This is a genomic window from Mesorhizobium sp. 131-2-1 (assembly GCF_016756535.1).
In the GTDB taxonomy this organism is placed as follows: domain Bacteria; phylum Pseudomonadota; class Alphaproteobacteria; order Rhizobiales; family Rhizobiaceae; genus Mesorhizobium.
On record NZ_AP023247.1, the window covers coordinates 2,057,549 to 2,074,889 of the forward strand.

17 protein-coding genes are annotated in these 17,341 nt (G+C 62.1%); 11 read left to right on the forward strand and 6 right to left on the reverse strand.

Annotated elements, in window-relative coordinates; translation table 11 throughout:
* Positions 1–218: 218 nt before the first annotated feature.
* The 10 genes from JG743_RS10070 (at position 219) to JG743_RS10115 (ending at position 10,602) form a co-directional block, all read left to right on the forward strand.
* Positions 219–956, forward strand: a complete 738-nt coding sequence (locus JG743_RS10070) for a GntR family transcriptional regulator (RefSeq protein ID WP_202300051.1) — start codon at positions 219–221, stop codon at positions 954–956.
* Entirely contained in the window at positions 953–1,864 is a 912-nt protein-coding gene (locus tag JG743_RS10075) for a dihydrodipicolinate synthase family protein (protein ID WP_202300052.1), read from the forward strand. Before JG743_RS10070 ends, JG743_RS10075 begins: the two co-directional genes overlap by 4 nt.
* Complete coding sequence (locus tag JG743_RS10080; RefSeq protein ID WP_202300053.1) at positions 1,857–3,374, forward strand: aldehyde dehydrogenase; 1,518 nt, start codon at positions 1,857–1,859, stop codon at positions 3,372–3,374. Before JG743_RS10075 ends, JG743_RS10080 begins: the two co-directional genes overlap by 8 nt.
* On the forward strand, positions 3,371–4,702 hold the full coding sequence (locus JG743_RS10085) for an NAD(P)/FAD-dependent oxidoreductase (protein ID WP_202300054.1): 1,332 nt from the start codon (positions 3,371–3,373) through the stop codon (positions 4,700–4,702). Before JG743_RS10080 ends, JG743_RS10085 begins: the two co-directional genes overlap by 4 nt.
* A gap of 82 nt (positions 4,703–4,784) precedes the next feature.
* Positions 4,785–5,636 (forward strand): glycine betaine ABC transporter substrate-binding protein, encoded by an 852-nt coding sequence (locus tag JG743_RS10090; protein ID WP_202300055.1) that lies wholly within the window; start codon positions 4,785–4,787, stop codon positions 5,634–5,636.
* A 91-nt stretch (positions 5,637–5,727) separates the two neighbouring features.
* A complete protein-coding gene (locus JG743_RS10095) occupies positions 5,728–6,807 on the forward strand; it encodes a quaternary amine ABC transporter ATP-binding protein (protein WP_202300056.1) in 1,080 nt (359 codons plus the stop codon).
* Positions 6,808–6,822: 15 nt separating this feature from the next.
* Positions 6,823–7,671: an ABC transporter permease gene (locus tag JG743_RS10100; RefSeq protein ID WP_202300057.1), complete on the forward strand. Its 849-nt coding sequence runs from the start codon at positions 6,823–6,825 to the stop codon at positions 7,669–7,671.
* Entirely contained in the window at positions 7,668–8,525 is an 858-nt protein-coding gene (locus JG743_RS10105) for an ABC transporter permease (protein WP_202300058.1), read from the forward strand. The genes JG743_RS10100 and JG743_RS10105 overlap by 4 nt, the downstream gene beginning before the upstream one ends.
* Before the next feature lie 20 nt (positions 8,526–8,545).
* Positions 8,546–9,544, forward strand: a complete 999-nt coding sequence (locus JG743_RS10110) for a 4-hydroxyproline epimerase (protein ID WP_202300059.1) — start codon at positions 8,546–8,548, stop codon at positions 9,542–9,544.
* Between the two features lie 68 nt (positions 9,545–9,612).
* Positions 9,613–10,602 (forward strand): GlxA family transcriptional regulator, encoded by a 990-nt coding sequence (locus tag JG743_RS10115; protein WP_202300060.1) that lies wholly within the window; start codon positions 9,613–9,615, stop codon positions 10,600–10,602.
* A gap of 204 nt (positions 10,603–10,806) precedes the next feature.
* Here the strand turns inward: JG743_RS10115 and JG743_RS10120 are convergent, their stop codons facing one another.
* The 6 genes from JG743_RS10120 to JG743_RS10145 all read right to left on the reverse strand — a co-directional run bounded on the left by JG743_RS10120 (position 10,807) and on the right by JG743_RS10145 (position 16,248).
* Complete coding sequence (locus tag JG743_RS10120) at positions 10,807–11,847, reverse strand: EscU/YscU/HrcU family type III secretion system export apparatus switch protein (RefSeq protein WP_202300061.1); 1,041 nt, start codon at positions 11,845–11,847, stop codon at positions 10,807–10,809.
* A 167-nt stretch (positions 11,848–12,014) separates the two neighbouring features.
* On the reverse strand, positions 12,015–14,183 hold the full coding sequence (sctV, locus tag JG743_RS10125) for a type III secretion system export apparatus subunit SctV (protein WP_202300062.1): 2,169 nt from the start codon (positions 14,181–14,183) through the stop codon (positions 12,015–12,017).
* Entirely contained in the window at positions 14,180–14,371 is a 192-nt protein-coding gene (locus tag JG743_RS34140; RefSeq protein ID WP_244673098.1) for a hypothetical protein, read from the reverse strand. The genes sctV and JG743_RS34140 overlap by 4 nt, the downstream gene beginning before the upstream one ends.
* Positions 14,372–14,508: 137 nt before the next feature.
* A complete protein-coding gene (locus tag JG743_RS10135; protein WP_244673099.1) occupies positions 14,509–14,949 on the reverse strand; it encodes a hypothetical protein in 441 nt (146 codons plus the stop codon).
* Positions 14,946–15,944: a SctD/MshK family protein gene (locus JG743_RS10140; RefSeq protein ID WP_202300063.1), complete on the reverse strand. Its 999-nt coding sequence runs from the start codon at positions 15,942–15,944 to the stop codon at positions 14,946–14,948. Before JG743_RS10140 ends, JG743_RS10135 begins: the two co-directional genes overlap by 4 nt.
* 121 nt (positions 15,945–16,065) lie before the next feature.
* On the reverse strand, positions 16,066–16,248 hold the full coding sequence (locus JG743_RS10145) for a hypothetical protein (RefSeq protein ID WP_202300064.1): 183 nt from the start codon (positions 16,246–16,248) through the stop codon (positions 16,066–16,068).
* A gap of 213 nt (positions 16,249–16,461) precedes the next feature.
* Here JG743_RS10145 and JG743_RS10150 point away from each other — a divergent pair, with 213 nt between their 5' ends.
* Complete coding sequence (locus tag JG743_RS10150) at positions 16,462–17,319, forward strand: MurR/RpiR family transcriptional regulator (RefSeq protein WP_202300065.1); 858 nt, start codon at positions 16,462–16,464, stop codon at positions 17,317–17,319.
* The last annotated feature ends 22 nt before the right edge of the window (positions 17,320–17,341 follow it).

Sequence of the window (17,341 nt, forward strand, 5' to 3'; positions counted from 1 at the left end):
CCGCATAGATGGGCTGGTCACGAGGACCTCACGGCCTCTGATCGGCGCCCGACATAGCTCGACTGGACGATGACTCGATCCAGGAGCCTTCCGTCGGCTCCATGATTTCGTATTCTCTGTGTATAAGATTTGTGTACATGAAATATACAATTTGTTGACTCGAGCGCCGCTTTGTGCGAATTCCATGCCCGGATCGCGGTCGGCGGGTCCGCGATGCCATGGGAATTCAAGCGAGGGAGGTTCCGGTGAAGAGCGGCAAGAGCGATCTGTACGACGACCTGAAGCGTCAAATTCTCACGATGGAACTCGATCCCGACCAGGATCTCGATGAGGTGAGCCTCAGCGAGCGTTACGGGCTGTCGCGCACGCCCGTTCGGGAGATTTTCCGGCGTCTCGAGGGGGAGGGCTACATCGACATCCGGGCCAATCGCGGCGCGCGTGTCAGCCCCATGAGCCATCAGACGCTCAGGCACTTCTTCCTGGTCGCCCCGATGATCTACGCCGCGATCGGCCGCCTTGCCGTCCAGAACTTCAAGGTGGCGCAGCTCGCCGATCTCAAGGACACGCAGGAACGGTTCCGGACCGCCAGCGTCACAGGAGACCCGCTCGCGATGGTTCTGGAGAACAATCGCTTCCACGAAATCATCGGCGAGATGTCCGGCAACGAATATCTGCAGCCGAGCCTGGGTCGTCTGCTGATCGATCACGCCCGGATCGGCCATACCTTCTTCCGACCCCGCAACGACGACATGCGCCAGCGCCTGCTGGTCGCCGTCGAACATCATGACGGCTTCATCGCCGCCATCGGCTCGCATGACGAGGACATGGTTGTCGACCTCGTCTTCGAACACTGGGAGCTGTCGCGCGAGAACATGGAAATGTTCATCGCGCCGCAGGGAATGAAGGCGGACGCGCTCGTCGAAATGCCTTCTGCGCTGATGGAGAAATCCTCGTGAGGTTTGAAGGTATCTACACCCCGGCCATCACGCCTCTCGATGCCGGCGGGCAGATAGACCGTGATGCTTTCGCGGCGGTGCTCGAGTCGCTCATCGAGGCGAAGGTGCACGGCATCATCGTTGGCGGATCGACGGGCGAGTATTATGCCCAGAGCGCCCAGGAGCGCTTCGATCTCGCCGCCTTTGCCAAGGAGGTGATCGGCAGCCGGCTCCCGCTCATTATCGGAACAGGCGCCACCAGGACCGAAGACTCGGCAGAATATGCCAAGGCAGCGAAGGCGATCGGCGCCGACGCGATCCTTGTGTCGTCGCCTCCCTACGCTCTGCCGACCGAGCGCGAGAATGCGGTTCATGCGCTGACGGTCGACCGCGCCGCGAACCTTCCGATCATGCTCTACAACTATCCGGCCCGCATGGGCGTGATGATGGGTGAGGAGTATTTCTCCCGCGTCGGCAAGTCCAGGAACGTCGTCGCCATCAAGGAAAGCTCCGGCGACATGGGCAACCTGCATAGGCTGGCCCGCAAGTTTCCGCACATCTCGCTTTCCTGCGGCTGGGACGATCAGGCCCTCGAATTCTTCGCATGGGGTGCCAGGAGCTGGGTCTGCGCCGGCTCCAATTTCCTGCCGCGCGAGCATGTCGCGCTCTACGAGGCCTGCGTGCTCGAGAAGAACTTCGACAAGGGCCGCGCGATCATGACCGCGATGCTGCCGCTCATGGATTTCCTCGAGTGCGGAAAGTTCGTCCAGTCGATCAAGCATGGCTGTGAGCTGATCGGCCTTAAGGCCGGCCCGGTGCGGGCGCCGCTGCGCTCGCTCAATTCAGAAGAAAAAAGATCTCTCCAGACTGTCGTCGCCACCCTGAAACGTACGGTCGCCCAGATCACGTCGGGAGCAAACCATGCATGAACCTCTGACCGCGACCGAATACAAGGCGTTGGCTGCAGGCATTCAGTTCCCGGCGAATGCCTTCATCGACGGGGCTTTCCGCCCGGCGAATTCCGGCAAGACATTCAAGACGACCAACCCGGCAACGGGCGAGGCGCTTGCCGAGATCGCCGCGTGCGACGCCACCGATGTCGATTTCGCCGTGGCCAAGGCCAGGGAGGCCTTCGACGATGGCCGCTGGCATCTCCAGTCGCCCGGCGAGCGCAAGGCCGTCCTCCTCAAATTCGCGAAGCTGCTGGAGCGCAACCGTCACGAGCTTGCGGTCATGGAGAGCCTCGACAGCGGCAAGCCGATCCGTGAATGCCAGACGGTCGACGTTCCGGACACCATCAACACCATTCGCTGGCATGCCGAGCTCATCGACAAGCTCTACGACAATACGGCGCCGGTGGGCTCGAAGGCGCTGACCATGGTCGTGCGCGAACCTGTCGGCGTGGTCGGCTGCGTCCTGCCGTGGAATTTTCCGCTCCTGATGCTGGCCTGGAAAATCGGGCCGGCGCTTGCCGCCGGTTGCTCGGTGATCGTGAAGCCGGCTGCGGAGACGACACTGACCACGCTGCGCGTCGCCGAACTGGCGCATGAGGCGGGCATCCCTGCGGGCGTCCTCAATGTCGTGCCTGGCGGCGGCAAGGAGGTGGGCGAGCCGATCGGCACGCATATGGGCATCGATATGGTCGCGTTCACAGGATCGACGCCGACCGGTCGCCGTTTCCTGCGCTACGCGGCCGATTCCAATCTCAAGCGCGTCGTCCTCGAATGCGGCGGCAAGAACCCGGCGGTGGTCCTCGATGATGCCGAAGACCTCGACCTGGTCGCCGAGCAGGTTGTCAACGGCGCGTTCTGGAACATGGGCGAGAACTGCTCGGCCACCTCGCGCCTCATCGTCCACACCAAGATCAAGGACGAGCTGCTGCAGCGTATCGGCGCCTACATGCGCGAGTGGAAGACGGGCGACCCGCTCGACCCGGAAAACCGCATTGGCGCCCTGGTCAGTAAGAGCCATTTCGAGAAGGTGAAATCCTTCCTCACCGACGCAAAAACCGAAAAGCTCACCGTCGCCCATGGCGGTGGCACGCACAAGGGCATCTACGTCGAACCGACTGTCGTCGACGGCGTCAAGCCTTCGAGCCGCCTGTTCCAGGAGGAAATTTTCGGACCGATCCTTTCGGTCACGACGTTCAATTCGCTTGCCGAGGCGATCGCTCTCGCCAACGACACCAACTACGGTCTGACCGCATCCGTCTATACTGGAAGCCTGCGCAAGGCGATCAAGCTTTCGCGCGAGATCCGCGCCGGCGTCGTTACCGTCAACTGCTTCGGCGAAGGTGACGCGACAACGCCGTTTGGCGGCTACAAGGAATCCGGTTTCGGCGGGCGCGACAAGTCTGTTTTCGCGCATGACAATTACTGCGAACTGAAGACGGTCTGGATCGACGTTTCGGATCGTTCGGTCGACGAAACCGTCAGATGAGCGACCTCGTCGTCAAGCGTCTTCCGGCGGAATCCGGAACTTCGGGCTGGGAGGCGATCAGCAAACGCTGCTTCCCCGTCCGGACGCTCGACGGCGACGTATCGGCCGACTGGCTGGTCATCGGTGCCGGCTTCGCCGGCCTCTCCGCCGCGCGGCGGCTTTCGCAGCTGCGGCCACGCGACAAGATTGTCTTGCTGGAAGCGGGAGAGATCGCCAAAGGGACCGCGGGCCGCAACTCCGGCTATATGATCGACGTCCCGCACAATTTGTCATCCGGCGAATATTCCGTTGCCGGTGAAAGCGCGACGAAGGCGGAGATCGCCCAGAACCGTTTTGCAATCTCTTTCGCCGCCGATGCCGCGGCGGAATACGGCATGTCCGAGCGCACCTTCGATCCGTCGGGCAAGGTCAATGCTGCCGCCACGGTGCGCGGAATGAGGCTCAATGCCAATTACGGCCGTTCACTCGAGTCCATTGGTGAAAAGCACAGCCTGCTGGATGCCCGCGAGATGCGGGAGATCACCGGCTCCTCGTACTACCTCGGAGGCCTCTACACGCCCGGCGCCGTGATGATCCAGCCGGCCGACTACATCCGTGGATTTGCTGCGGGGCTGGCGCCCAAAATCGACCTATTCGAACACTCGCCGGTGCTCAGGCTTGAGCGTCTGGGCGGGTCGTGGAAGGCGAAATCCCGCAGCGGGACCGTCACCGCGCCGAAAGTCATCCTCGGCGTCAACGGCCACATCGAGGATTTCGGTCACTTCCGCGGCCGCCTGATGCATGTCTTCACCTACGCGTCGATGACTGCTCCCTTCGCTGGGAGATCAACCGGCAAGGACAGGTGGGCCCTGCTGCCGGCCGATCCAATGGGTGCGACGGTCAGGAAGATCAGTTCCGATGGCAGTTCGCGCATCGTGATCCGGACCCGGTTCACCTACGACTGGGCCGTCCAGGTCGGCGAGAAGCGCTTGGCTGGGATCGCCGCGGAGCAGCGGGCTTCCCTGGACGCCAGGTTTCCGGACCTCAAGGACGTGCCGTTCGAACATGTCTGGGCGGGGCGGCTCTGCCTCAGCCGCAATCATGTTCCGGCCTTCGGTGAAATCGAGGAAGGCCTTTACTCGGCGTGCTGCGAGAACGGCCTTGGCACCGTGAAGAGCACGCTTGCCGGCGTCATGGCCGCCGATCTGGCGACTGGCACCCGCTCGGACATGCTCGACGAATTTTCGGATCAACCTGGACCAGCGAGGCTCCCTCCCGAGCCGCTCGCATGGCTCGGCGTCAACGCCGTGATCCGACTGCAGGAATTGCGTGCTGGCCGCGAGGGATGAGCCCTCGCCGCGCAATGTGAAGACTGAGCCGACCGCAAAGGTCTTCAGTGAGAATGGGAACGAAAAATAAGGAGTGAGTAAAATGAAGACGTTGTGGAAGGCGCTGTGCGCTGCCGCGATGGTCGGTATGACCATGCTGTCCGCTCAGGCGGAGGAAAAGACCATTACTTTGGGCACGATGTCCTGGGAGGACCTCACCCCCATCACCGGCATCACCAAGAAGGTGCTCGAGGATTCCGGCTACACCGTGAAGGTCGTGCCTTTTTCCGAATGGGGCATCGCCTACGCCGCGCTGACCAAGGGCGACATCCAGCTCCTCGCCTCGCAGACGGACTACGTGGCCCAGGACTACTGGGACAAGAACAAGAAGAAGCTGGAGAAGGTCTCGCCGGTTTCGCATGGCCTGTTCCAGGGCGTGGCGGTGCCGAAATACGTGACGATCGACTCCATGGACCAGCTGAATGACAACGCCGACAAGTTCGGCGGCAAGATCGTCGGCATCGAGCCCGGTTCGGGTCTCATGCGCGATACGGCAAACTCGGTGAAGGCATACGACCTGAAACTGCAGCTCGTTGAGGGCAGCACCGCTGCCATGACCGCGGCGCTCAAGTCGGCGGTCGACCGCAAGGAATGGATCGCCGTCACGATCTGGGAGCCGTCCTGGATGATGCAGAAATATGACGTCAAGTTCCTCAAGGACCCGAAGGCGGTCTTCCCGCCGCCGCAGAGCTACTACTGGATCGGCAAGAAAGGCTTCTCCGCCGACAATCCGCATGCCCGCGAGGTGATCGCCAGTGTCTACGTGCCGCTTGCCGACATCACCGCGATCAACTCTGCCGTCAACGAGGGCAAGACCATGGACGAGGCCATCACGGCATGGACCGACAGCCATGCCGACCTGCTGAAGCGCTGGGAAAACATCAAGACCCAGTAACCGTCGAGACGGCGGGCCGTCGGCGTTCGACGGCCCCTCCCGGAACTTCAAAAACAGGAAGGCCGGCATCCTGCGGCCCATGGGGAACGCAATGAACACTGCCATCAATGATGCCAACGAGGTGTTGGTCGACTGCCAATCCGTGTGGAAGATTTTCGGCGGGCGCGCCCAGGCCGCCGTCAAGGCTGTCTCCGAACGCGGACTGTCCAAGAAGCAGGTGCTGCAGGAGTTCGACTGCGTGGTCGGCGTCTCCGACGCCACTCTGCAGGTTCGCCGCGGCGAGATATTCTGCATCATGGGTCTTTCCGGCAGTGGGAAGTCGACGCTGATCCGCCTTCTCAACCGCCTGATCGAGCCGAGCCTCGGCATGATCACGGTGAAGGGAAAGGAGATCGCCAAGCTCAATCCTGCGGAACTGCGCGACATGCGCGCCCGCAACATCGGCATGGTGTTCCAGAGCGTGGCGCTTCTGCCCAACCGGACGGTTTTGGAGAACGCCGGCTTCGGTCTCGAGGTAAGAGGCGTGACGAAAGACGAGCGCAACAAGACGGCTCGTGCGGCCCTCGAGAAGGTTGGACTTGGCGACTGGACCTCGCGCTATCCGAAGGAGCTGTCCGGCGGCATGCAGCAGCGTGTCGGCCTGGCGCGGGCGCTGGCCGCCGATCCGGAAATCATCCTCATGGACGAGCCGTTCAGCGCGCTCGATCCGCTGATCCGGCGCCAGTTGCAGGACGAATTCCGGCAACTGACGAAGTCGCTGGGCAAATCGGCAGTCTTCATCACCCACGATCTCGAGGAGGCCATCCGCATCGGTGACCGCATCGCCATCATGAAGGACGGCGTCATCGTGCAGGTCGGGACAGCGGAGGAGATCGTGACAAAACCCGCTGACGACTATGTTTCCGATTTCGTGGCCGGCATATCCAGGATCCACCTCGTAAAGGCGCATTCCGTCATGCGCACGGTTGCCGAATTCAAGGCGACAGAGCCGCATTGCGACGTGGATGCACTTCTTCGCACCTCGCCAGAGGCCGACATCGGCGAGCTTATCGACCTCACCATGCAGTCCGATCGCGACGCAGTCGCCGTCGCCGAGAACGGTGCCGTCATCGGCGTCGTGACCATTCGCGGCCTGCTGCGCGGCGTCGCCGGCACACAAAGCGCCGCCTAGCGTGGGAGGAGCGAAATGGACATCTCGACCATCACGGACGCCTTCGACAGCTGGACGGACAACGCGCTTGGCTGGATCAGCGACAATGGCGAATGGCTGTTCGAATTTATCAGGGCCGTGCTCGAAGGGACCTATGGCAGCGTGCTGTGGCTGCTTCAGCTCGCCCCCTTTTACGTGATCGCAATCGTGGCGGCTCTGCTCGGATGGCGCCTGATCAACGCCTTCGCCGGCATCCTGGCAGGGCTTGCCCTGGTCTTCTGCGCGGTGATGGGGCTGTGGAGCGAAACCATGAGCACACTGGCCCTGGTGATCACCGCAACGATCCTCGCCCTTCTTGTCGGCATCCCCATCGGGATCGCGGCGGGTTTCATGAGGTCATTCGACCGGTTCCTCGAGCCGATACTCGATCTCATCCAGACACTGCCGCCCTACATCTATCTGCTCCCGGCGATCGCGCTCCTGGGTTACGGCGCCGCGACCGCGCTCATCGCCACCTTCATCGTGGCGATGCCTCCAGCCATCCGGCTCACCTCTCTGGGCATCCGGATGACGCCGAACGAATTCATCGAGCTTGGCCAGGCAAACGGTCTGACTTCCTGGCAGATGTTCACCAAGATCAGGCTTCCTTTCGCCATCCCAAGCATCATGGCCGGCATCAACCAAAGCCTGATGATGGCCTTCGGCATGGTCGTCATTGCGGGCATCGTCGGCTCGGGCGGTCTCGGCGAGACGATCTATTCAGCGGTGCGCACACTCGACATCGCCACGTCGATCAATGCCGCAATCGCGATTGTCATCCTGACCATGGTGCTCGACAGGCTCACACAGAGCGCGGCCCGCCGCGCCAGCGGAGGCACGAGATGAACCTTGACGCGCTGCAATTCTCGCCGGGGGCTTATCTCGCACCAGCCGTCGATTGGTTGAACATGAACTTTCATCCGTTCTTCGATGGGATTGCCAGGCTGATCGAGGCGGTATTGGGCAGCATTGAAGCCGTGCTGCTCTATCCGCCGCCCTATGCGGCGATCATGGTCGCCGTCCTGCTCGCCGCGTTCTTTGTCGGTGTTCGGGTCGCGATGGTGACAGCCATCGCCCTCATCTTCTGTCTGCTGGCGGGATTTTGGGCGGCCTCGATGCAAACACTGGCGCTGGTGACGGTGGCGGTCATCATTTCCGTGTCGATCGCATTCCCGCTCGGCATCCTGGCGTCGCGCTACAGGAAGTTCGAGGCCGGGATTCGACCGGTGCTCGACATCATGCAGACCGTGCCGCCCTGGGTCTATCTGATCCCCGCGGTGATGATCTTCAGCCTTGGCCGTGTTCCGGCGATCATCGCGACGATCGTCTACGGCATACCGCCCATGCTGCGCCTGACGACGCTCGCCTTCAACCAGGTGCCAAAAGACCTCCTGGAGCTTGGCCATGCCACCGGGGCCTCGCCGCGATCGATCCTGTTCAAGATCGAGATCCCGTCGGCCACCCCGACACTGCTGGTCGGTCTCAACCAGTGCATCCTGCTGTCGCTGGCGATGGTTGTGCTGGCGGGTCTTGTCGGCGCCGGCGGTCTCGGAGCCGAGGTGACCAGGGGATTGACGCGGATGGAAATGGGGCTCGGTCTGCGGGCAGGGCTGTCGATCGTCGCGGTCGCGATCTTCCTCGACAGGCTTATGAAAGGCCTGCTGCAGCGTCAGTCATCCGGTGCGGCAAAAGCCGCCTGATCCGTGGAAAGAAGTTAAAAATGCGCCGCAGCTTCTTTTGCATCGACGCCCACACGTGCGGGAATCCGGTCCGGCTGGTCGCCGGAGGTGGGCCCCTGCTGCCTCATCTGCCCATCTCCGAGCGTCGCGACCTGTTCATGCGGGACCATGATTGGATTCGGCAGGCGCTGATGTTCGAACCGCGCGGGCATGATATCATGTCGGGTGCGATCATCTACCCCGCCTACCGGGATGACTGCGATTTCGCTGTGATCTTCATCGAGGTGAGCGGGTGCCTGCCAATGTGTGGCGCCGGCTCGATCGGTCTGGTGACGGCAGCACTGGAAGAAGGACTGGTGACGCCTCGAATTCCGGGCAAGCTCTCGATCGAGACGCCGGCGGGACGAGTGGACATCCAATACGAGAAGCCGGGCAGGTTCGTGGACTCCGTGCGGATGTTCAACGTTGCCAGCTATCTGCATGCCGCCGACGTTGCCGTCGATGTTCCGGGTCTCGGCCAGCTCATCGTCGATATCGCCTATGGCGGCAACTACTATGCCGTCGTGGAGCCGCAGCGATCGTGGCCGGGCCTGGATGGCATGTCGTCGAGCGAGATCGTCGACCTCAGCCGTCGCGTGCGCGACGCGCTTGCGCCCACTTGCGATCCGGTGCATCCCGAAGACGAACGGATCCATGGCGTGCACCATGCCATCTGGTGCGACAAGCCAAGCCGTGGCGACGCCGATGGCCGCGGCGCCGTGTTCTATGGCGACAAGGCAATCGATCGCTCGCCCGGCGGCACCGGCACTTCAGCCCGCATGGCGCAACTGCATGGCAAAGGCCGACTGAAGGTCGGCGACACCTTCCGCCCGGAAAGCCTGATCGGTACGGTGTTCGAAGGGTGTATCGAGGGGGAGGCGGACGTCGGACCGTTCAGGGGTATCAGGCCAAGCGTCTGCGGATGGGCGCGCGTCATTGGCCACAACACGATCTTCGTCGACGAACGCGATCCGCTGGCTCACGGTTTCCAGATCAAATAGCCGCTGGCATGATAGCAATCGGCAGCGCGGGAATGCGTTTGTTGGACGGATAGGCTCACAGGGCAATCATGAAACCTGCGCACGAAGTTGCTGATACCGGCCGATTGAAGATCGGCTTCATCCTCGCGCGCTCCTTCACGCTCTCGGCATTCGCGCTGTTCGTGGACACGCTCAGGCTGGCGAGCGACGAGGCTGACCGGTCCGGCAGGGTTCTGGCCGACTGGCAGGTGCTGGGCAGCAGCAGGAACCTGATCACTTCGAGTTGCGGCGTCCAGGTCGCCCCGAATTCGGAATTCGTGGATCCCCACCAGTTCCACTACATCGTTGTGGTTGGCGGCCTGCTGAACAGCGACGCGCCGGTCGACACCGAAACGGTCAGCTATCTTAAGCGGGCCGCCGCCTGCAGGGTCACCCTGATCGGGGTCTGCACCGGGACGTTCATCCTGGCCGAGGCCGGCCTGATGAAATACCACCGCACATGCGTGAGCTGGCTCCATTATCAGGCGTTCCGTCAGCGCTTCCCCGATCTCGACGTCAGGTCAGACCGCCTGTTCAATCTTGATAACGCCCGGGGCTCGTGCGCCGGTGGCAGCAGCGCGGCCGACATGGCCGCGTCGATCGTCAGGCGCCATATCAGCAAGGAGGCCGAGCGAAACGCGCTCGAAGTGCTGCAGATCGAGAAGGCGCGCTCACCCTCGGACATCCAGCCGCGCAAGCCGGCCTTTATCGAATGCCAGGATCCCCGGCTCAAGGCCGCGCTGATCATCATGGAGAACCATGTCGACAACAAGCTCTCCATGCCCAAGCTCGCCGCTTCCGTCGGACTGTCGCGAAGGCAGCTCGAGCGTCTGTTCAGGGAGAAGACAAAGAATTCCCCGGCTCTCATCTACAAGAGGGTGCGCCTGGAGCGCGCCAAGCAACTGCTGACGCAGACGAGGGCTCCGATGATCGAGATCGCCATCGAAACCGGGTTTGAAAACGCCTCGCATTTCTCGCGGCTTTTTCACCAGACGTTTGGCCAGTCGCCGAGCAAGTTCAGGTCGGCGGTTTCGGAATGAGAATTTGAGGCGCGCCGGGTTTGAATGATTTGAGATGCGCCGGGTTTGAATGACAAGTCCAAGCGCGCGCATCGTCATCAAAGCGATCGATCTTGCGGCTGTAGGAAAGATAGGAGCGGGAGAGCGCCACCGCCTTTTCCCCCACATATTCAACTACAAGCTCCGGCTTCGATGCTACCGCTGAGCGAAGCGGAGGATCCTACCTCAAGTGAGCCCGTGCCGGACGAGATGGCGAACGACCGGCGAAAACATCTGCTGGCCGATATAGGATCCGGTGTTCGCATCCTCGAAGAGTGGTTCGGCGACGGCCGCATCCTCGACTATCGCGATACCTGCCTGGCGCGCTTGAGCCATTATCTCATCGGCTGCGCGGCCTTGGCCCTTGCCGACGACTGTCGGCACCGGCGTCTCACCCTTGATGTAGCGCAACGCCACGGCGCGGTCGGCGGACACGAACACGATGACCGCGTTTTTCACACCGAGCTTCGCAGGCTGCATCACCGCTTCGCGCCGCTGCCGCTGCTGTTCATGGCGGATCAAGGGATCGCCTTCGAGATCCTTGTGCTCGCGCTTGTATTCGGTTGTCGTCATGCGCATGTCGCGCAGGAACAGCCAGCGCTGAATGGGAACGTCGATCACGCCGATGACGACAAAGGCCAGTGCGGCGGCAACCCCAAGAGGTGTCAGCACCGCCTTGATAATCGGCTCCAGGCATGACGGACCGCAGCCCGGCGCATCGAAGAGCGGCTGCAGCCATGCGATCAAGATGAAGACGAAGAGGCTTGCCAGCAACACCACCTTGATCAGGCCCTTGGTGAACTCGATGACGTTGCGGAGCGACAGGATCTTCTGAAGACCCTTCGCCGGGTTTATGTGATCGAACTGCGGCTTCAGCGGCTCAAACGAGAAGACCGGCCCGAATGTCCCCAGCATGCCGAAGGCCACGGTGAGAACGACAACGATCCCGACTAGCGGCAATGTGGCGAGCATCAGCAAAGAGAAGAAATGGCGGATGGCCCGCAGGCTGACCTCCCTGAACGAGCCGTCGGGCATCGTCACGGTTTGCACGAGTTCCGAAAGGTGCTTGAACAGTATCGGCCAGGAAAAATAGAGATAGGCGAGCGCCGCGAAAAGCGTGAAGCCTGAGACCAGGTCGCGGCTCTGCGAAACCTGGCCTTTGCGGCGGGCGTCCCGAAGCTTCTTGTCGGACGCCGGTAGTTTCTTTTCCTCAGCTTCTTCGGCCATGTTGCAATCTTATCGCAATGTATGGTCCGACTAACCGTCGCGATAGCGAGCCGGCGCAAAGCCGTCCGCCTGTCGACAGCGGCTGGTCGAACGCCTGCTGCGGCATCGTGGATTGTCATGCCGTTCCTCTCCTGAATCCCCAAAAGTCTCCGTCCGTCCGGCTGGCGTCATGAGATTGCCTCTTGCCCGGCCTTCGGCTGAGCCGGTGGCAGCGACTGGGAGATATTGCGCGCGCCGGCTTTGCCCGAGCGGCCGGCGATCGTGGCCAGCGGCTGGACGTTGAATTCCTGCGCGAGTTCCTGGAAGGACAGAACCGGAAGCTCGATGGCATTGTGAGTGAGCAGGCTGCGCATATGACGGCGCACGTCCATCGCGGCGAGGACGACCGGCGAGACATCGGTGGCGCTTTGCCCCAGCGCTCGCTCGATTTCGGTGACCAGGGCCTGCGCATCATCGTCGGAAAGATTGAGGAATGTGCCGGTCGATGTGCTTTGCACCGCATTTCGCAGGATATCCTCCGCCGATCGCTGCAGCACATACGCTGCAATGATGTTGTTGCGGCCGGCTGAGCGGAAGCTGATCTGGCGTTTCAAGGATGTGCGAACATATTCCGTCAGCAGGACGACGTCCTGCTCGCGCTGGCCCCATTCGATCAACGCTTCGAGGATCAGGCGCAGATTGCGGATCGGCACGTTTTCGCCGACGAGGCGGCGAAGCACCTCCGCGATCTTCTGCAGCGGCACGATCTCCTGCGCCTGCCTGACCAGATCTGCATAATCTGGTTCCATGTCCGACAGGAGCCTGCGCGTCTCCTGGATCCCGACGAAATGGCCGGCATAGAGCCGAAGCGCATTTCCGGTCCATCTGGCCGCTGTTTCCGCCGGTGCGGAAAACACGAAGCCAGCCTCTTTCAGAGCCGATATCTGGCTGTCATCGACCCACGCGAATTTGCGCTGACCAGCAATCGAAGGCCCTTTTTCGTAAGTTACTTCGAGCAGTTCGAGATGCGTCGCGTCCGCTTCGACAAGAACGCGCTCGGCAGGAATCTCCGCATCCAGGATGGGCGCGCCCTCCAGGTCGACACGGATGCCTCGCGGCGAAAGCATTTCGTCGACCTGCATGCCGATGGCCGGAACGTCGACACCGAGATCGCCGAAGAGCTCGCGGCGCACGCCGTCGGCGAGCGCGGCAAATTCGGGCTCCGGGATCGCGTGTGCGAGCTCGGTTCCGAGGCGGACGATCACGCGGTAGGAAGGAGGCAGTGTTCCGGCGCGGATTGCTGAAAGCGACGCGGAATCCCCCGGTTGTTCGTGCACGGCGATCTGGCCGATGTCCTTCGGTTCGGATTCCTTTGCGGTGCGGCGATTGATTGCATAGGCGCCCGCTCCGAAGCAGGCGCCAAGGATCAGGAACACGATGGCAGGGAAGCCTGGCACCAGGGCGAGGCCGACCATGATCACCGCGGCGAGCCCGAGCGCCCGTGAATCCCGCAGGAGCTGGCTGGTTATCTGCCGGCCAAGGTCGCCTGTACCGTCCGCGCTGCCGACACGCGTTACCATCGTGCCGGCGGCGACGGCGACCAGCAGTGCCGGTATCTGCGCCACCAGCCCGTCGCCGACGGTGAGCAGCGAGTAGGTCGCGGCCGCATCCCCCAGGGACATATCATGCTGCAGCGTGCCAACCGCGAAACCGCCGATCAGGTTGACCAGAATGATCACGATGCCGGCGATGACGTCGCCCTTGACGAATTTCATGGCGCCGTCCATCGCGCCGAACAGCTGGCTCTCGCGCTCCAGCTGCTGGCGCAGACGGCGTGCCTCCGCCTGATCGATGTCGCCGTTGCGCAACTCGGCGTCGATGCTCATCTGCTTGCCCGGCAGCGCGTCGAGGGTGAAGCGCGCGGCGACCTCGGCGACGCGCTCCGCACCCCGCGCAACCACGATGAACTGTGCGACGGTGATGATCAGGAAGATGACGAGGCCGACCGCGATGCTGCCGCCGACGACGAAGGTGCCGAAGGCGGTGATGATCTCGCCGGCGTCGGCCTGGAGCAGGATCAGTCGCGTGGTGGTGATCGTTATCGCCAGCCGGAACAAGGTGGCGATGAGGATGACCGATGGCAGCGATGAGAACTGGAGCGGATGAGAAACGTAGAACGATGCCAGCAGGATAAGCACGCTGATGGCGATGTTCGCGGTGATGAGCATGTCGACGAGAAACGTCGGCAATGGAATGAGCATCATCACCACCGCGACGAGCATCAGCACGGCGATGACCAGGTCGCTGCGGCGTGACAGCCTGGCAAGGAATTGCAGAAGCCGCTCCGACATGGTCATCCGACACCTCGTTGCGACAGGAAGTTGAGCAAGGCACTGTGCGCCTCGGCCTTGCGCCCGGCCACGAGCAAAGCGCGGCTCTTCAGCAATGCAAGCGCCGGGTCGTCCATTCCTTCCAAGGTCTCCAGCCTTGCAATCGTGGCAAGCGCCTTTTCCGCCTCGCCATCAAGTATGAGCAGGTGCGCCAATGTCCTGAGGACGCCGGCATTTCCCGGCGAGAGCTGTGCGGCGATAAGCAGGTACGCCGCGCCCCGCTTTGCCTGCCCATGACAGCCATAGAGATAGCCCAGGACATGCAGCAGATGGACCGTGTCATGCGGGTCGGTCAGATTCCGATTCCTTCCTGCATGCGACCAAGCAGCTCGCGATGACGCTCGATTTCATCCTCCATCAGCGTTCTTGCCAACGTCTTGAGTTGCTCGCCGCCCTCGAGGCCGGGGACCAGATGCGTTACAAAATGCTGGAGAATAGGGACGGAGCGACGCAGGATGGCCGGCTCGGGAACAACGGGCATGACGAAGTTGGCGAGTACCTCGTCAAGCGATTCGCCGGCCGCACCTTGGGACGACTGGAATTCCGCGGTTTCCGGCTTTTCAGCAGCAGCGGCCGATTTTGTCCCTTGAGCACGGTTTGCTGCTTTGTCGACGCCATTCATCCGTCGCCGGTTGATTGCCTGACCGCGCGCGCCTTCCGCCTGCCGCACCTCGCGGCCGGCTGCATCCATCCTTGCCGAATCGAACCGCGGTCCTTCAAGCCGGCGGTTCAAGGATATTTCAGCGCGACCGTGGCGCCACCCTTGGTCAGCAGAAGTTCCGTCTCGCCAATGTGCTTGATGGTCCAGCCGTCATTCGTGAAGGCGCCTTCGTGATAACGTGCGCCGTCGGCTGCGATGACGTAGGGCCGCTCGCCATACCAGATCGCCTGCAGCGTCAGGCGCGGAGCCTGCTCCGCGTTGCCGACCATGACGTTGGAGGCGAGGGGAATGTGCGCGCCGAACGCCTGGTCGAACCAGGATTGCGTTTCCGTCCAGGCACCACTCTTGTCATTCGGGATCATGCCCGAGACAACGAGGCGTCCAGGCGAACGCTCAACGGTCAATGTGCTCATGCCGGATTGTTCGAGGCGCTGCCTGAGTTGGCTTTCCGCTTCGGCGGCGCTCTGGATTTGCGCCGGCGACGAATCGTCGAGGACTTCCTGGCCCGGCTCGCCGGCGAAGGCCATTCTGACCGGCTCGCCGTCGTGAGAGGACGCCTTCGCGCCGATGTCGGGCTTGGCGAAAGAGAACCCGTTCGCGGCAATGGAAACAGCGAATACGGCGAAGAGAACGCTGACCGCAATCAGCACGGAGCGGTTGGAAAAGGACCACCGGCCCGTGGGGCGTTTCGGGCTGACCAGCCGGATACGGGCGCCGCCGACACTTAAGATGAGCGGCAGCCTGCAGCTTCTGCCATGTCCCTCATGGATGGTCTCGCCCGTGGCGAGCGTGACGTCACCGCCGACGGCCTCGATTTCAAACTGGCTGCCCTTGCGCCGCAGCCTTGCGTGGATCGGCGCGATGCCGGCATCCCTGAGGACAACGTCCGACTCCGTGCTGGAGCCGATCGTATACTGTGGCTCGACCAGGCTGAGTTCGGCGCCGGCGTGATATCCATGGATTACGCTGAGCGCAACGGAGCCGGACGCCGGGGAGGGGGCGACAATCGTTCGGAGCAGGCGCGCCGGCGCCGCATCCAGATATCTGCCGATAGGACTAGCGGCCATGCCACTTCATCTCCGCCGATGACGAATTCAAATGCAGCCTGACGACGGCGCCGAAAGATTTCTGCCGTGCACGTACGCCGCCGGTTGCTAGCGGCGGCGTATGGAATCGAGAATTCCTGCCTTAGGCCTTTTCAGCCGACTGGCCGAGCGTCCTGGCGGTGCTCATCAACATGTCATGCTGGGATTTCGCGATCTCTTTTGTGATCTCGAGGCCAAACATGCGCTCCTGGTGCTTGATCATCTTGTCCAGGTTCTGTTCCGGCGACCCTGCAGAGCCGGACGTAATGGGAGGGGTAAAAGCCATCATTGTCTCCTTGAGGACTATTCAAGTTACAAACTCCGGACTCACACCGCTGCGATCCGGCAGGTTACGAAACCAACTTAAGGCAGCATGACCGAAATTGAAAGTCCAGTTGGAATATTTGAACCAATTCAGTTCCAACTGTTGCGTAACCGGCGTTCCAGGAGTAACCTGCGAAACGGGTGAATGGGGTATTTCAGGATGGAAAAAGGTCCTTTGGCGGAGCTGTTGGTCGAACGGTTCGAGAATATGCCGCCGCAATTACGTGTCGCCGCTCGTTTCGTGCTGGATCATCCCAAGGATGTCGCACTGATGTCGATGCGCGAGCAGGCGCACCAGGCCGGCGTTTCGCACAGCACGATGATGCGGCTGGCGCGATGGCTCGGCCTTGATGGCTACGAGGACATGCGCAGCCTTTATGCGCGCGCGCTGCGCGAGACGACCGCCGGTGAGCCGGCGCGGCAGGGTAAGCAGCATGGCGACTCGGGATATTCGACTGTCGGGGTCGTTGCCGATACGCTCGCGGCCCAGATCGCGAGTCTCGGCGAATATGGCAGTGCCATGCAACTCATCGCCGCCGCCGGCCTCCTTGCGCGATCTGCCAATCTGTTCGTCCTCGCGTCGCGCTCCGCCTATCCGATCGCGAACCACTTTGCTCACATCATGTCGTTTCTGGCCGGCGACGATCGCAAGGTGATGCTCGTCGGCGAGATAGGCGGAGCCGGCCTGGATATCCTTCAGCACGCGGGACGTGGCGATGTGCTTCTGGCTATGGGCATGTCGCCGTATGAACGCACGACGATCGACGTGGCGCGCCAGTCGGTTCGGCAAGGTGTCGACGTGGTGGCAATCACCGACAGCAGCGTGTCTCCGCTGGCCCGGATCGCGCGGGAAACAATTATCGTCACGTCGAATTCTCAGTCGTTCTTCCGCAGCATGGCGCCGGCGTTCGCCGCCGTCGAGATTCTGGCGGCACTGACGGCAGTGCAGTCTGAAACGAATGCCGCAGAACGGGTAAAACAGTCGGAAGAGCAGCTTGCCGCTTTCGGCATCTATTGGAAGCCCCCTCGATAAGACCTGGAAGGTTGCGATCGGG

Bases quoted from the DNA above. Each gene is read 5' to 3' on its own strand.
- JG743_RS10070 (WP_202300051.1), top strand. From the start codon at position 219: ATGGGAATTCAAGCGAGGGAGGTTCCGGTGAAGAGCGGCAAGAGCGAT.
- JG743_RS10080 (WP_202300053.1), top strand. From the start codon at position 1,857: ATGCATGAACCTCTGACCGCGACCGAATACAAGGCGTTGGCTGCAGGC.
- JG743_RS10085 (WP_202300054.1), top strand. From the start codon at position 3,371: ATGAGCGACCTCGTCGTCAAGCGTCTTCCGGCGGAATCCGGAACTTCG.
- JG743_RS10090 (WP_202300055.1), top strand. From the start codon at position 4,785: ATGAAGACGTTGTGGAAGGCGCTGTGCGCTGCCGCGATGGTCGGTATG.
- JG743_RS10095 (WP_202300056.1), top strand. From the start codon at position 5,728: ATGAACACTGCCATCAATGATGCCAACGAGGTGTTGGTCGACTGCCAA.
- JG743_RS10100 (WP_202300057.1), top strand. From the start codon at position 6,823: ATGGACATCTCGACCATCACGGACGCCTTCGACAGCTGGACGGACAAC.
- JG743_RS10105 (WP_202300058.1), top strand. From the start codon at position 7,668: ATGAACCTTGACGCGCTGCAATTCTCGCCGGGGGCTTATCTCGCACCA.
- JG743_RS10110 (WP_202300059.1), top strand. From the start codon at position 8,546: ATGCGCCGCAGCTTCTTTTGCATCGACGCCCACACGTGCGGGAATCCG.
- JG743_RS10115 (WP_202300060.1), top strand. From the start codon at position 9,613: ATGAAACCTGCGCACGAAGTTGCTGATACCGGCCGATTGAAGATCGGC.
- JG743_RS10120 (WP_202300061.1), bottom strand. From the start codon at position 11,847: ATGGCCGAAGAAGCTGAGGAAAAGAAACTACCGGCGTCCGACAAGAAG.
- sctV (WP_202300062.1), bottom strand. From the start codon at position 14,183: ATGACCATGTCGGAGCGGCTTCTGCAATTCCTTGCCAGGCTGTCACGC.
- JG743_RS10140 (WP_202300063.1), bottom strand. From the start codon at position 15,944: ATGGCCGCTAGTCCTATCGGCAGATATCTGGATGCGGCGCCGGCGCGC.
- JG743_RS10145 (WP_202300064.1), bottom strand. From the start codon at position 16,248: ATGGCTTTTACCCCTCCCATTACGTCCGGCTCTGCAGGGTCGCCGGAA.